14 protein-coding genes are annotated in these 14,544 nt (G+C 69.8%); 7 read left to right on the top strand and 7 right to left on the bottom strand.

All coding sequences use genetic code 11. The features are described 5' to 3' along the window. Window positions 1-35: 35 nt before the first annotated feature. Entirely contained in the window at window positions 36-1,523 is a 1,488-nt protein-coding gene (locus HS104_27585; GenBank protein MBE7483715.1) for a tetratricopeptide repeat protein, read from the top strand. 261 nt (window positions 1,524-1,784) lie between these two features. Here the strand turns inward: HS104_27585 and HS104_27580 are convergent, their stop codons facing one another. Continuing rightward, on the bottom strand, window positions 1,785-2,957 hold the full coding sequence (locus HS104_27580; GenBank protein ID MBE7483714.1) for a hypothetical protein: 1,173 nt from the start codon (window positions 2,955-2,957) through the stop codon (window positions 1,785-1,787). Further along, on the bottom strand, window positions 2,954-3,604 hold the full coding sequence (locus HS104_27575; protein ID MBE7483713.1) for a sigma-70 family RNA polymerase sigma factor: 651 nt from the start codon (window positions 3,602-3,604) through the stop codon (window positions 2,954-2,956). Before HS104_27575 ends, HS104_27580 begins: the two co-directional genes overlap by 4 nt. Window positions 3,605-3,899: 295 nt before the next feature. Between HS104_27575 and HS104_27570 the strand changes: the two genes are divergently transcribed. Then, on the top strand, window positions 3,900-4,847 hold the full coding sequence (locus HS104_27570; GenBank protein MBE7483712.1) for a polysaccharide deacetylase family protein: 948 nt from the start codon (window positions 3,900-3,902) through the stop codon (window positions 4,845-4,847). Window positions 4,848-4,925: 78 nt separating this feature from the next. Here HS104_27570 and HS104_27565 read toward each other — a convergent pair whose 3' ends face one another. After that, complete coding sequence (locus tag HS104_27565; GenBank protein MBE7483711.1) at window positions 4,926-5,879, bottom strand: SDR family oxidoreductase; 954 nt, start codon at window positions 5,877-5,879, stop codon at window positions 4,926-4,928. Then, complete coding sequence (locus HS104_27560) at window positions 5,876-7,630, bottom strand: thiamine pyrophosphate-binding protein (GenBank protein MBE7483710.1); 1,755 nt, start codon at window positions 7,628-7,630, stop codon at window positions 5,876-5,878. Before HS104_27560 ends, HS104_27565 begins: the two co-directional genes overlap by 4 nt. Window positions 7,631-7,728: 98 nt before the next feature. On the opposite strand from HS104_27560, the gene HS104_27555 reads away from it, so the two are divergent. Genes HS104_27555 through HS104_27545 form a run of 3 tightly spaced genes read left to right on the top strand, consistent with a single transcriptional unit; the run spans window position 7,729 to window position 10,224 of the window. Further along, a complete protein-coding gene (locus HS104_27555) occupies window positions 7,729-8,601 on the top strand; it encodes a hypothetical protein (GenBank protein ID MBE7483709.1) in 873 nt (290 codons plus the stop codon). A 54-nt stretch (window positions 8,602-8,655) separates the two neighbouring features. After that, entirely contained in the window at window positions 8,656-9,726 is a 1,071-nt protein-coding gene (locus tag HS104_27550) for a hypothetical protein (protein ID MBE7483708.1), read from the top strand. 15 nt (window positions 9,727-9,741) lie between these two features. Continuing rightward, window positions 9,742-10,224 carry a GreA/GreB family elongation factor gene (locus HS104_27545; GenBank protein ID MBE7483707.1) on the top strand — a complete coding sequence of 161 codons (483 nt, stop codon included), beginning with the start codon at window positions 9,742-9,744 and terminating at the stop codon, window positions 10,222-10,224. Between the two features lie 9 nt (window positions 10,225-10,233). Here the strand turns inward: HS104_27545 and HS104_27540 are convergent, their stop codons facing one another. Then, complete coding sequence (locus HS104_27540) at window positions 10,234-11,277, bottom strand: NAD-binding protein (GenBank protein MBE7483706.1); 1,044 nt, start codon at window positions 11,275-11,277, stop codon at window positions 10,234-10,236. Beyond that, window positions 11,274-11,852, bottom strand: a complete 579-nt coding sequence (locus HS104_27535; GenBank protein ID MBE7483705.1) for a thermonuclease family protein — start codon at window positions 11,850-11,852, stop codon at window positions 11,274-11,276. Before HS104_27535 ends, HS104_27540 begins: the two co-directional genes overlap by 4 nt. A 467-nt stretch (window positions 11,853-12,319) precedes the next feature. Between HS104_27535 and HS104_27530 the strand changes: the two genes are divergently transcribed. Both HS104_27530 and HS104_27525 read left to right on the top strand, forming a co-directional pair. After that, on the top strand, window positions 12,320-12,685 hold the full coding sequence (locus HS104_27530) for a hypothetical protein (GenBank protein MBE7483704.1): 366 nt from the start codon (window positions 12,320-12,322) through the stop codon (window positions 12,683-12,685). 114 nt (window positions 12,686-12,799) lie between these two features. Further along, a complete protein-coding gene (locus HS104_27525) occupies window positions 12,800-13,417 on the top strand; it encodes a hypothetical protein (GenBank protein ID MBE7483703.1) in 618 nt (205 codons plus the stop codon). Window positions 13,418-13,460: 43 nt separating this feature from the next. Here the strand turns inward: HS104_27525 and HS104_27520 are convergent, their stop codons facing one another. Further along, complete coding sequence (locus tag HS104_27520) at window positions 13,461-14,255, bottom strand: fibro-slime domain-containing protein (protein ID MBE7483702.1); 795 nt, start codon at window positions 14,253-14,255, stop codon at window positions 13,461-13,463. Between the last annotated feature and the right edge of the window lie 289 nt (window positions 14,256-14,544).

Below are 14,544 nucleotides of genomic sequence, written 5' to 3'. Positions count from 1 at the left end.
TCCAAGGCTCGCCTCACTCGTGAGAAACCGTCAGCGTGCGCGAGTCCAGCCCACCCGAAGCGAGCGCCTGGTCGTCGAGCCCGACGGCGCTCTTGCTCGGCGTGTACGTGGTCGCGCACGTCGCCATGATGCTGACCGGCGGGCGCGCGGAGATCGCTTCGGCCTCCAGCGAGACGCTGATGAAGTTCGGCGCGAGCTACGCGCCGCTGGTGCGGGAGGGACAGCTGCACCGGCTGGTGGCGTCGATGTTCCTGCACATCGGCCTCTTGCACCTGTGTTTGAACTCCGCGGCCCTGGTGTCCATCGGGCCGACGCTGGAGCGTGACTACGGTCGACTGCGCTTCGTCGCCATCTACCTCGCCTCCGGCCTGGTGGGCTCGGTTGCCTCGGTGCTGTGGCACCTCGAAAACCCAGTGGTGTCGGCCGGAGCGTCGGGCGCGTTGTGCGGGGCCATCGCGGCCGGCGCCGTGCGCGCGCACCTGGCCGGCCGAGAGCGCGCGGGCGAGCGCCGCATGCTGGTGTCCTGGGCCATCGCGACCTTGGCCTTTGGCGTGCTGGTCCAAGCCGACAACGCAGCACACCTCGGCGGGCTCGCGTCGGGCGCGCTCTTCGGCTTCCTCGCGCGCCGAGGGGCACCGCGGCGGGAGCCGACTCAGGGCCCGGCCGCGCTGGTGCTCGCGGTCGTGCTCTTGGCGTTCGGCGGCTCGGTGCTGGCGCGGGAGCGCTCCGAGACCGCACCCAGCCTGGTCAATCGCGGTGTCGAGCTCGCGCAGGGGGGCGACCTCGATCGGGCCATCTCGGCCTACCGGCGCGCGCTCCAGCTCGAGCCCCGGGACGCCATCGCGCACTACGATCTCGGCCTCGCGCTGCAGCGGAAGGAGGATTGGGAGGGCGCCATCTTCCACCTTTCCCGCGCCCTGGAGCTCGAGCCCGACGAGCAGCACCGGCGCGCGCTGGTGGGCGCGCACGTCAACCACGGAGTGTCGCTGTCGGAGCGCGGCGACGTGTCCGGCGCCATCGCCGCCTACCGGCGTGCGCTCGAGCTGGACGACCAAAACGCCAACGCGCACCGCAATCTCGGGCTCGCGCTCGAGAAGTCCGGAGATCGCCCGGGCAGCATTTCGGCGCTGCGGCGCGCCGTGGAGCTCGCCCCGAACCCAGAGATGAAGGGCACGCTGGCTTCGCTCTTGACGAACGACGCCCTCGATCTGGCAGCCGCGAAGCAACACATTCAGGCCGTCGCGCGCTACCGGGAGTCCATCAGCCTCGACCCCACGGAATGGCGCACCCACTTCAACCTGGGCCTGTCCTTGCTCGAGCTCGGCGACGCCCAGGGCGCGGTCTCGGCGCTCGAGCAGGCTCAGGAGCTGGAAGACTCCGAGGTGGTGCGCGCGCTCCTGTCGCGAGCCATCGAGGCTCGCCGCGACGCGCGCGTCGACGCGGGCGATCTGAGCGGTGCCCTGGACGACCTGGGGCGTGCGACCCTCATGCGCCTGCAATCCCCGCGGGACGCCGGCGACTAGATGAGCGACCGCTCATCGGCGACGAGAAGTTGCGCCACGACGCCACGACGCAACGACGCCACGAGCAGAACTCGAGATGATGGCGCGAAACGCGCCGAGAACTTCTGAGTTCTGCAAGGACAAGGACTGCCGCTTCCAGGTGGCGTCCGTGGCGCCGTGGCGTCGTGGCGAAGAGACTCGGCTTGCCGAGACGTGGATGCATGACCCGAGTGGGCACGAGCGCGAGAGGGCGTGCCGTGTCGGCGATGCGTGGCCGACGATCTACGGGAGCGCCTTCGGCTCACCCTGGTGGTCCTCGCCGACCGAGAGCCGAGCCTCCTGGCCTTTCTCCAGCACCGCCCAGCGCAGGCGCTCTGCGCTGGGCTTGTCGACGGGCCCGAGCACCAGGGAGAATTTCCGCGCTCCCGCGGCCCGGGTCTCGAACAGCTTGGCGCCCACGTCGGCCAGGGTGAAGCGTTTGCGCAGCTCGGAGAGCTCCGCGACGCTCGCGGCCCGGCCGAGCTCGACCCAGTGGGCATCCTCGAGGAACACCGACACCACGCCCAGCGCCTCGTCCTTCGGCGTCTTCGGCTTGAGCGAGAGACCTCGGCACAGCACCGTCGGGTTGATTTGAACCGGGCTTCGCCACTCGCCGATGGGCGCGGCGCCAGCAGCGCGGGGGCGCACCTCCAGGACGAAGCCAGTGAGCAGGTCCTGGGCGTTCGCGACCAGCGGCAGCATCGACCAGAGCTCGGCCTCGTCGGCCTTGGCGTGAGCCGGCACGCAGGCAGGCTCGCCGCTGCCGACCCGCACGCACAGCTCGAGACCACCCGGGCCGGCCGCGCGCTGGGCCCTCGCCCCGGCCTCCGTGGGCGCGAAGGCGCCGAGCCGCAGCCGGTAGCGGCTGGCGGCGAGGTCACTCGCGGAGCAGCTGATGCACTTCCGGCCCGAGCTGCACGACGAGAGCTCGGCCTTGGCAGCGCTGCAGCGCTCGCCCGCGCAGCAGCCCGCTCCGCAGCCGAGCACCGGCGGCAGCGCGATCGCCTCCGGCGCCGGGGCCGCGGCGTCCATCCGAGGCGCCGCGGGCTCGCCGGTCGGGACGGCGCCGCCGGGCCCGGCCTCGGGCTTCTTCCCCAAGAGCAGCACGGCGGCCGCGGCGGCGCCGACTGCCGCCGCGAGCGCGTGAGTGAGCCAAGGGTTTCGGCGGCCCCGCTCGTCGGCGAGCGAGACCACGCGGGGGTCACGGGTGGTGACCGGGCCAGCGGCAGGCGGTGCTTCGCCTCGCGGCCGGAGCTCGCGCAAGCTCTCCGGCAGCTCGCCCTCGTACTCGACGCCTTCCTCTTCCGCTTTGCGAGCGGATGCCGCGCTGGTTGGCAAGAGCTCTCCCTTCGCCTCGAAGGCGTCCGCGAGCAGCTCTTCGACACGCGCTTCCTGGTCGTCTCTCTTGCTCGTCATGGGACGTTCTCCTGGCCGATGCGTCCGGTCACGAACTCGGTGAGCTTCTTCAGGGCCCGGCTGCGGATGGCGCGGATGTTCTCGTTGGTGGTGCCCCAGCGTGCCGCGAGCTCCGCCGAAACGGCGTTGGGCAAGCGCTGGTGCTCGCCTGCGCGGTGATAGAGCGCGGTGACCCGGAGCACGTCTTGCTCGCGTTCGCTCAGCGACTCGAGGCCCGCGCTGACCAGGTCGAGCTCACGCGACTCGCTCGGCTCGGCGTCGATGCCGTCACACGCCACGCGTTCGAGGTAGGGGCTGGCGGACACTTCGCGGAAGCGCTCGAGCTGATCGGCGAGCAGGTTGTGCGCCACCCGCCCCAGCCAGGCGCGCGTGCGATGGCGCTCGTGCTCTCTGTCCTCGACGTCGCCGCGCTGAAAGGTGTGCGCGCGCTCGAAGGCGCGGTGGAAGGTCTCCTGCACCAGATCCTCCGCGCTGATGCCCGCCAGTGACAGGAGCTTGGCTTCTCGCTGCCGCAGCGCGCCGTACAAGTAGCGAACGTGGCGGGCATAGAACGTCGCTTGCGCTTCGTTCCTGGCGACGCGATCCGAAGCGTTCGACGCGATGGCGGCGAGCAGATCTGCGTCGCTGGGCTCGGCGTCGTTCGTCATCGCGGGAAGGGCTGTAGCACCGTCTTACGCGGAACCGTGACAGCGCGTCCAATCGCTGAAAAACACGCTGGTCTGGTCGCGCCGGACGCTGCCCGACACCCCGGCGGAGGGTGTCACGCTTCCCCGTATCCGCTGCGAGATGGAAAAGCTCCGCAGCGTCTTCTTCCTGGTCGCCTTCGTCACCGCTTGCTCCCCCCGTGCCCCCGAGCTCCGCGTCGCGGCGCCGGACGCGCCTTCGGTCGCGGTCGAGTCGGCGAAGCTCGCGAAGGTCACGGCGCCGCGGCTCTCGCCGTCCTTGCCGGAGAAACCGCCCGCGCCGGAAGCGCCCGAGCCCGAGCAGTGCAAGCTCGAGGTGAAGGAGAAGCACCCGGCGGGCTTCTACCCGTCCGACGCCTGGCCCAAAGGCGAGGTCGTGCTGACCTTCGACGACGGTCCGCATCCCGGCAAGACCCCGAAGGTGCTCGAGCTCCTGAAGAAGCACCAGATGCCGGCGACCTTCTTCCTGGTTGGAAAGAACATCGACAAGCGCACCTATACGCTGGTGCAACGCATGGTCGCGGAAGGGCACACGCTCGGTACCCACAGCTACAACCACGACGTGGGCATGGCGGTGCGCAACCTCGGCGAGCGGAGCGTCGAGTACATCCGCGGCCAGCACGAGACGACCCGGGTCCTGATCGAGCTCGCGCTGGTGGCGACGTCGCCGGAGGACTTCGACGCGCTGTTCGTGCGCGTGTTCGAGGAAAAGGCCGGCACCTACCTGCCGGCGGGCTCGCTCAGGACCAAATGGCGCGCCTTCGCCGAGCGCCACACCGAGGTGCTCGCCGAGCGTGGCGGTCGCCCGTACCCCATGATCTTCTCGCGCCCGCCCGCCGGAACGCCCTACGTGGGCCTCTCCACGCCGGACCAGAAGAAGCTCTACGACGCCGCGCTCGGCCGGCTCGGCTTGCTGAACGTGATGTGGCACGGCGAGTCGGGCGACACGAACCCGAATCGGAAGCACGAGCTCGGCTTCCTGACCGACAACCTGGCGCGGTTCTCACGCAAGGGCGGCGTGCTCCTGATCCACGACTACATCCGCACTGACGCGCTCAGCTCGGCGCTCGCCGGGATGGCGAAGAACCCCGAGATCCGCGTGGTGCCCATCGAAGCCGCGGTGAAGCGCAAATACGGCTGCAGCTCGGCGGTCCTCGGGCAGTCGCTCGCGGGCAGCGGGTCTGCGCTAGTGGCGGCCAAGGACTAGGGGGTGTCCCTAGTTCGGTGCGAGACCGAGCGGCTCGATTCGCGCCGCTCGGCGGCGGGAATCAGGGACACCCCCTAGTCAGCGCCCGAGCGCTGCGGCGTACGTCTCGAAGGCCTGCCGCGAGGTCTTCTTCGGCGTGTAGCCGAAGCGCTCCTTGAGCGCGCGGTTCGAGAGCACCGGCCGGTAACGCAGGAACTTCACCTGCTCGGGCCCGTAAGCGGACTTCCCAAGCCGCTTCAAGAGCGCCAGCGCACCGGCGATGAGCGGCGCCGGCACCGGCAGGTAGGGCTTGCCCAGCCGCTCGGCGATCTCCCGCGGGCTGAGCGCGCCGTCTCCCGCCAGGTTGTAGATTCCGGTCTCCGACCCGAACACGCCCCGCACGATGCACTCGACGACGTCGGCGTCCCAGATGAACACGAAGGGCGAGTCCGAGCCGAGCACGCCCAGCAAGACCTTGGCCTCGAACAGCTCCGTGACGGGCGTCTTCACGCCGGCGCCGATCACCGTCCCCGGGCGGAAGATCAGCTGCGCGAGCTCGGGGTGCTCCTCGCGGCAGCGCTCGAGCTCCCGCTCGATCAGGCGCTTGTTCCGCGAGTACGCGATCTCCTCGTTGCCGCGGACGGGGTGGTGCTCCTCGAGCCACTTCGGGTTGTCCGGGTAGTAGCCGTAGGCCGCCCCGCTGGTGGTGACGACGAGCTTCTTCACCCCGCACTTCACCGCGGCGCCGAGCACGTTGCGCGTGCCCTCGACGTCCACCCGGTAAGCCAGATCCTCGCCACCTTCTCTCGGTGGTTTCAGGATCGAGGCCAGGTGTACCACCGTGTCGATGTGGTGCTCGGCGAAGAGATCGGCGAGCCCGGCGTCGCACACGCTGCCGGTCACGTAGGTCACGCCCTCGAGGCGCTCGCTCGAGGGAGGCTCGCGCACGTCGAGCGCCACCAGCGCGCCGAGATCGGCACGCCGGGCCGCCAGGGCGCGCACGGTGAGGCCGCCGATGTAGCCCGCTGCGCCGGTGACCAGCACCGACGTCATTCGCCGGCGGGCTCCTGGTGCATGTCCTTGAACAGCTGAAGCCCCGGCGCCCACAGGTGCAGCATCGGATCCACGTCCACGTGCACCACGGCGGGCCCGCCGCAATCGAGGGCGCGCCGGAGCGCTGCGGTCAGGTCGTCGGGGGAAGCGACGCGCTCACCGTGGGCGCCCATGCTGCGCGCGAGGTCGTCGAAGCGGATCTCCTCGAAGTCGGTGTTGATGGTGCCCTCGCGCTCGCTGCCCAGGACTTGGCGCATGCCGCCGAGGCCGACCTGCTGGGTCAGCTTGACCATGCCCCACTGGCGATCGCAGAGCACGACGTAGGTCACCGCGAGCTTCTGCCGCACAGCCGTCTCGAGCTCCTGGGCGTGGAAGCCCATCGCGCCGTCGCCGAGCACGCACACCACGCGGCGCTTGGGCTGGGCCACCTTCGCGCCCAGCGCCTGCGCGACGCCGGCGCCCAGCATGCCCAGCTTGAAGGTGCCGAGGAACGTGTTGGGCACTCGCACCTCGTGGAAGAACTGCGCCCAGACCGCGGTGTTGCCGCCGTCCACCACCAGGATGGCGTCGTCCTCGAGCAGCTTCCGCAGCGTGTGGGGCACGTGAGCCGGCGGCATCGGCGCGGAGCGGTTCTCGAGGGCCGCGGACAGCTCGCTCGCGGCCTTGACGCGGAGCCCGGCGAGCTCGGCCAGGCGGGCGTCGCGGCTCTTCGCGCGCTCGGCGCCGAGGCCCTTCTTTGCCAGCTCTTCGCCCAGCGCGGCCAGGAACTGCCGGCAGTCAGCCAGCACGCACAGCTCCGTGCGGCGGTTCAGCCCAAGGACCTCCTCGTCGTTGTCCACCTGGACGAAGCGCTGCTCGCTCGCCTTGCCCCAGTAGGGGGGCTTGCCCCAGAAGTCCGTCTCGCCGAGCCGAGAGCCGAGCACCAACACCAGATCGGCGCCGGCGCGAGCGGCCTGCACCGCCTCGAGGGCGTTGGTCGGCAGCGCCAGCGCGTGCGGCTCGGGGATCGCGCCGCGGGCGCCCCAGCTGGTGCTGACCGGAGCGCGGAGCAGCTCGGCCACGCGCAGGAGCTCCTCGAAGGCGCGGGCGTGCACGACCCCGCTGCCGGCGTGGAGCAGCGGGCGCTCCGCGGACAGCAAGAGCTCGGCGACGCGCTCGACGTCCGCACGGGAGGGCGCGATAGGCGAGGTGACCCGGTACGACGACGGTTCGGCCGCGAAGCTCTCCGTGGTCGTGAAGGTCCCGTTCATCACGTTCTCGGGGATGTCCACGTGCACCACGCCGGGCCGGCCGCGGTGGGAGATGCGGAAGGCACGGCGCATCATCTCGGGGATGCGCTCGAAGCTCGATGCCGCCCCGCTCCACTTGGTCATCGGACGGGTCACGGCGACCTGGTCGAAGTACTGGAAGGTGCCCCCGCGATCCGGGTAGGCGATGCCCTGGCGCCGGCAGCTCGTGATCAGGAGCACGCGGTTGCCCTCGCCGTTCTCGACGGCCACGCCTGGCAGGATGTTCGCGACGCCCGGGCCGTTGCTCGCCATACACACGCCGAGCTTGCCCGTGAGGCGCGCATACGCGCCGGCCATGTGCGCGGCACAGGTCTCGTGTCGCGGGGAGACGAGCTCGATGCCGTACTTCTCGAAGCTGGCGTAGAAGCCCAGGTACGTTCCGTCGACGATGCCGAAGACCTTCTCGACACCTTCCTTCGCCAACATCGCCGCGACCACTTCGCCGCCGACCACCGTCTGCATGGGATTTCCTCCAGGGTTCTGGCGTCCTAGCCCATAACCGTGCGGGCGAGCAGGCGATTGGTCCGGGTCCACCCTGCTGGCTACAATTCGGGGCGATCATGACCCGTGCCGGAGTGGCTCTCTCCACCGTCCTGCTCGTCGCTTGTGCGGAGGCTTCCGCACCGCGAGCACCCGCACCGGTCCCGGCTCCTCGACCCGCAGCTTCACCAGCGCCGCGGCAGCCTGCGCTGCCCAGCGCCGCCGAACCCGAGCCGCAGGAGCGGAGCGTCGCCTGGCCCCCGCGTACACCTGCGCCGGTCTCGACCGACTGGTGTACGGAGTCGGTGCAGGGGCTCGACGCGACGACGTGCTTCTTTCTGCCGGAGGCGCCGACCCAGACCTTGCTCATCTACCTGCACGGGGTCGTCCCGCCCGAGAAGACCAGCGTGCAGAAGACCAACTACCAGGCCGTGGTGGCGAACGCGTCGCGTCGAGCCGGCGCGGCGGCGCTGATGCCCCGCGGCAATCAGGGGCTCGCACCCAAGGGCCTCGAGAAGTGGTGGGGTTGGCCGACGGCCCCGAACAGCCACAAGCGCTACGGGCCGGAGCTGGTGGAACGCGTGCTCTCCGCCCGGAAGAGCTTCGAGGCGGCGACCGGGATCCAGTTCCAGCGGGTGTACCTGGCAGGCTCGTCATCCGGCGCGTACTTCGTCGCGACGCTGGCGCAGCGTGGCGGCATCGAGGTGGACGGCTTCGGCGCCATCTCCGGGGGCACCACGGTGCTCGACCCGGCCCTCGGAGAGCGTCGGCCCCGACCCGTCTACATCGGCTACGGGCTCTACGACACGGTCGGCGAGTCCGCGCGGGAGCTCGGCCGGCTGCTCGAGAAAGCCAAGTGGCCCGTCCGCGTCGCCGAGCATCGCGTCGGCCATGGTGCCCGAGAGGTCTACTTGGACGAGGCCTTCCCGTTCTGGAGCGAGCACGCCAAGTGACGGAGCCAGGATTTTCCGCACTCGTCCGCCGAGCCGTGCTGAAATGCCACCGTCATGCGCCAGATCCCCTTCGGTGCAGCCTCGCTCCTGGTCTGCGCCTGCATGGCGTGCGGCGAGTCTTCGGGCGGAGACGAAAAGCCCTCAAGCGGCGGCTCGACCGCCAGCGGTGGGGCGCCTGCCGGCGGCAGCACGTCGAGCGGCGGCGCACCGAGCGGCGGCGGTAGCGGCGGTGGCGGCGGTAGCGCCGGGTCGGCGACGGGCGGCGCGCCGAGTGGGGGGGCTGCCGGCAGCGGGGGCGGAGCGTGCCCGACCTTCGCGGGCGGCGTGAAGACCGGCAACGTCGCCTTCGCCGGCGTGACCGAAGCCAGCGGCATCGTCGAGAGTCGCAAGAACGCGGGCGTGTTCTGGCTGCACAACGACTCCGGCGACGGCCCGAAGCTCTACGCCATGACGAAGGACGGTACGCACTTGGGCGTCTTCACCTTGGACGGTGCAACGGCCCAGGACTGGGAAGACCTCGCCGTTGGCCCGGGGCCCAGCGCAGGGGAGAGCTACCTCTACGCCGGCGACATCGGCGACAACGCCGAGGCGCGAGCGAGCATAAGAATCTACCGCGTCGCCGAGCCCGTGGTGAGCGCGGCCGGCCCCGCCGCGGACAAGACCTTGACCGCAGTCGAGACGTTCACGTTCACCTACCCCGACAAGGCGCACAACTCCGAGTCCTTGATGGTCGATCCGAAGACCTCGGATCTGTTCCTCGTCACCAAGGCGTCGAGCGGGGTGAGCCCGGTGTTCCGGGCCGCGGCGCCGCTCTCGAGCGGCGTGCTGGAGCAGGTGGGCTCTCTCAGCTTCGGCGCGGGTCCGCTCGCCGGAGGCACGCTGACGACCGCGAGCGACATCTCACCGAGCGGCGACGCGGTGTTGATCCGCACCTATTCGAGCGCATTTCTCTGGCGGCGGGGCGGCGCGACGACGGTGGCGCAGGCGCTGGCCGGCGAGCCCTGCAAGGTCCCGCACCAGAGCGAGCCGCAGGGCGAGGCCATCGGCTTCGCAGCGGACGGCACGGGGTACTACACGGTGAGCGAAGGCGCGAATCAGCCCCTGTACTTCTTCGCGAAGCAGTGAGGCGGGGGGGCCGGGGTGGTCGACAAGCGAGAGCTCACCGCCCAGGTGGCCGCGGCGCTGGAGCACGAGCGAGAGACGCTGCTCGCGGCGCACCGCGCCAGCGCGGCCGGCGCGACCCACGAGGAGAACCGCGCCGAAGGGGACAAGGACATGCGCGCCACGGAGGCTTCGTACCTCGCGCGGGGCCAGGCTCTGCGGGTCGCCGAGCTCGGCGACGAGCTCCTGCGCCTCTCGGCGGTCGAGCTCCGGACCTTCGGCGGCGACGAGCCCGTGGCTCAGGCCGCGCTGGTGACGCTCGGATCGGCGTCGGGAACGCTGCGGGTCTTCTTGCTCCCGGCCGGGGCAGGGACGCGGGTCAGAAGCGGCGGGGTCGAGGCGCGCGTGGTGACGCCGGCCTCTCCCCTGGGCTCGGCGCTGATTGGAGCGCGGGCCGGCGACGTCGTCGAGGTCGAGCGCGCGGGGCAGCTCCTGGAGTACGAGATCGAGCTCGTGGAGTGAGCTCCCGAGTCACAGCACGTTCAGCCTATCTTCCCCGATGCTGATCACGGCGTCGCCCTTCGAGAGCTTGCGGTCGTCGGTGATGTTCAGCTGAGTGACCCCGTCGATACGCGCGCCGATGGCGATGTGACCGTGCTTCTTGCAGTGGTCCGCCAGCTTCGAGAAGCTCAGGCCCTCGCTGCGCGCGACCTCCGTGACGAAGATCTGCTGACCCTGGGTGGAGGTAAGCTCCTCCACGATCTCCTGCACGCCGGGGTTGAGCAGCTCGTTCGAGAGGAAGTGGGCGTCGAAGCGCGAAGTGCACACGATTGCGTCGCAGCCAGCCTTCTTGAGCAGCTCCTGCGCAGAATAGTCCACGCACTCCACGACCGAGTGGACCTTCCGGTGCCGCGCCTCGATGGCGAGCGTGATGGCCACGTTCTGGTTGTCGGAGTGCGGGTTTCCCGGAACCTTCGTCAGCACGATCACGTAGGCGCTGTGATCGATGTTGGCACGGCTCAAGGTCTCGTCCCGGGTGGGATTGCCTCGGACGAAGCGCACGCCCCGAGAGCTCAGCTCGGGGGGTATCTCAGGGAGATCTTCGTCGATCAACACGACGTCGCGCTGACCGAAGCTCGGGTCGCCGTTGAGGTCGTCGAGTACGCGCTCCACCTTGCTCAGGTTCGGATAATTGATGATCACCAGGTGACCTTCGACGGACACGTCTGCCATGCCATGGAGCTCCTTGTTCTTGGCCTGAACCAGCGCGCTAGCGGCGATCGAGAGCACGTAGCCGAGCAGGCCGATACCGAAGAACATCAGCGGCACCGCCACGAGCAACCGACCACCGAGCGACTTCGGGAAGAAGTCGCCGTAGCCGACTGTGGTCATGGTCACGATGGAGTACCAGGCGCCGTCCATCCAGGTGAGGCTCGGGTTCTCGGGCAGCTCGAAGTAGAGGTACCCGGTGGTGCCGTACGCGAGGATCACCGCCATCAGCACGCTGACGCGCAGCGGTGCCGGCGGGTGCCGCAGCACGCGCCGCGAGAAGAAGCGCATCAGGACCTGGATCATTCCGCGCCTCGGCTCCACTCGCGGGAGAGCTGAACGGCCCGGGCTGCGACCGCTTCGTCGCCCCAGAGCCCGCGCTCCGCCGCCTGCGCGTCGGCCTGCGCCTCCAGGTAGATCTGCGTCTGCGGTACGGGGTACGCGGTGTAAGTGAGAGCGAGCCCGCGCTTCACCAGCACGAGGCCGATGTCTTCGTCACCGACGTATAGGGTGGCCAGCGTGCGGCCGTGTTTGTCCTTCTCCGTCGAGTGGACCAGCACGCGCACCGGCTCTTCCTTCGTCATCTCTTCGATGGCTGCGACGGCGTCGCGGCCGAAGCGCGTCGCGGCGTCACGGTCGGCCTTGGCGCCGAAGGTCTTGATACCCAGGATGCGGACGCCGACGTTCGCGCCGCTGGCGTCGGCGACCACGACGGAGTCCCCGTCCACGACCTGGGTCACCTTGACGAGATCCCCGGTCTTGAGGCTGATCTCCGCGGCCTTCGCCGACGCGAGCTGCTCCGACGCGCCGCGGGCGTAGAAGAGCGTTGCCCCGGACAGGACGACGACCAGGCCCCAGAACACGCGAGTTCCCCGATCCACGGCCGCCACCCTAAAATGCCGGGCTGCGGAGGTCGAGTAGTCTGTGATCGTGTTCGTCTTCGCCTTGGCTCTCCTGGCAATGGGCTGCGCCGCGGCAGCGCCGCCCGCGGAACAGGCTGAGAAGCCCAAGGCCGCGCCCCAAGTGCCCGCGCTCGCGCCACCGGTCCCGGCTCTTTCGGGCAGCGTCGCCGCGCCCCCGCCTCCGGTGTGGGAGGAGCTGCCCTCGCGCCGATTACCGCGGGAGTTCACGACCCCGGGGTCGGAGCCCGCGGGCTCGTTCACCTGTGGCGGCTTCCAGGTCGAGCACCTCGCCGACGCCACGAGCGGCAACGAGCCCTACGTGCGGGTGCGCGACGCGAGCGGCAAGCGCGTCTACCAGGCCAAAGGTCGCGAGTACTCGCTCGGCCCGGGCGAGCCGAAGCAGCGCATGTCGCTGATGGTCGAGTGGTGCGGCGATCTCGGCGGCGATGGCGTGCCGGAGCTGTTCCTGCATCGTCCCGCCATTCAAGGTGGAGGAAGGCGATCCGGTGCTCTCCTACGCGACCACGCCCTCGTTTCCGGTGGTCTTCGAGCTGGTCGGCGGGCGGTACCAGAAGCGCACCTTCGCGTTCAAGGAAGGGCTCGCCAAACGCCGGGCGGAGGAGCGCGCGGAGTGCAAGGCGGAGCCCCAACGCTGCCGCGTCGACGAGCTCATCGAGTGGGGCTACGGCCTGATCATCGGGGACTGGGACCAGGAGAAGCTCACTCTCGTGCCGGACGAGGCGCTGCGGAAGCGCCTGGACGCGAGATCCGCGGCGATGAAGACGCTCCTGCAAAAGCGCCTCGGGCACTGACCAGCTGACCCACGTCATCGGGCGCATCCAGCGGAATTGACCAGCGCGTTTGCAGGCGAGTATGGTCACGAGTTTGATGAGACGTGTCCATCCAAGGCACGCCGGAGGAGAGTCATGAGCTTTGCAAAGATCGTGGTGACGGTGGTCTCGGTGGTCGGAATGACGATGATCGGCTGCGGCGGCGACGACGGCGGCGGTAGCAGCAGCACCGGGGGCTCCGGCGGCAGCGGCGGCAGCGGCACCGGTGGCAGCGGCGGCTGCGATCCGGCCAAACAGGGCGGCAACGACTGCCCGGCCTACACCAACTGCGCGCAGTCCAAGTGCGACGCCGAGTACAAGGACTGCCTGGGCGCGAGCTACAAGACCGGCAGCTTCGCGGGCGGCAAGTGCGAGACCTACATGAACTGCGTGGTCGCCTGCAACTGCGACACGACCTGCACGCAGAAGTGCCAGATGGACGCGACCTGCCAGACCTGCATGACCACCACGCTCAGCGGCTGCGTCACCTCGCAGTGCTCCGCGGAGCTCCAGCAGTGCGCGGGCACCGGCGGCGCGACCGGCACGGGCGGTGCCAGCGGTGGCGGCACCTGCGCGGATCTGGCGGCTTGCTGCGCCAGCCTCAGCGGCAATGACAAGACCAATTGCGAGACGACCTACAACCAGATCAAGGCCGGTGGCGACAGCGTCTGCAACACATTGCTCCAGACCTACAAGTCGTCCGGCAAGTGCTGAGTCGAGGTGCGAAGGCGCGTCGTCACGTGCGGCGCGCCTTCGCCTACTTCACGATCCCGCAGTCCACGAACTCGAAGTTGGTCTCGAGCCGGAAGTTCGACGCGCAGCAGTTCCGCTCGGCGAAGAAGAAGTCCATCGCGTAGATCTCGTTCTCGGTCAGGCCCAGGTTCACGGTGCCTGCGACGCCGTCGGTGATGGACTCGGTGAAGCCGAGGCCGCCGTTCACGCCGAGCGTCGGGAAGCCCATCGGGGAGGTGATTTCCACGCGACCCTTGTCGAGGTCGATCTTGCCCTCCATGGGCACGTGGATGCCGCCGATGTTCACCGCCAGCTTGCCGTTGATGTACACGAACACGTCGTCGTCGCCGCGGAACAGGAACGTGCTGCCGGGCTTGTAGCGGAAGGTGGTGTGGAGCTCGTAGGTGAAGTGGAAGTTCCGCTTCTTGCCGTCGTCGGAGGGGTAGAAGTTGCTGTCGGGGTTGTTCGGCTCGGCGTCGAACAGCTTGCCGTCGATGGGGAAGAAGAAGCTGGTCTCGTACACGAACGTGCCCTTGCCGGTCGAGACGAGCTGGAACAGCACCTCTTGGGAGGCGTTCACGCCCGCGGTGTCGTTGAACCACTGGGCGAAGTTGGCGGCGCCGGTGGTGCTCGGCGTCTTGGCGCCGCCGGCGTAGGCGGGCTTGCTGTTGGGACCGATCGCCGTGCCGAGCGGGCCGACGATGGCCGGATCCCACGGGCCGCAGTCCTTGTTGTCGGGATCGACGACCTTGACCGGAGTGTCCTTGTTGCACTCGAAGTCGGGGTGCGACGCGCGAAAGTCGCGGACTACGCCCTTCACTTGCCCGCAGCCGACGCCGCTGTCCGCCGCGCTGCCGCCGGAGCCGCTGGCGCTCGAGCCGCCGGCTCCACCCAGGTTGATGGCGCCGCCGCTGCCGCCGGTCCCTCCCTTGCCGCCGCCGCCGCCGGTGTTGCTCGGGGACTCGCCGTCGTCCGAACCGCAGGCGGCGACGAGCGCCACGAGGGCGGCCGTCATGGACGAGAACCGGGCGAAGCGAAGGGCGTGCATGCGGGGATCTTCCGCCGAGGCATCCTCGCGGGCAAGCCCGAGGGTTGCCGAGCGGGCAGCT

This window comes from Polyangiaceae bacterium (assembly GCA_015075635.1).
In the GTDB taxonomy this organism is placed as follows: Bacteria; Myxococcota_A; Polyangia; order Polyangiales; family Polyangiaceae; genus JADJKB01.
The sequence above is the reverse complement of the archived record's forward strand: the minus strand, read 5'-3'. Positions and strand labels throughout refer to the sequence as shown.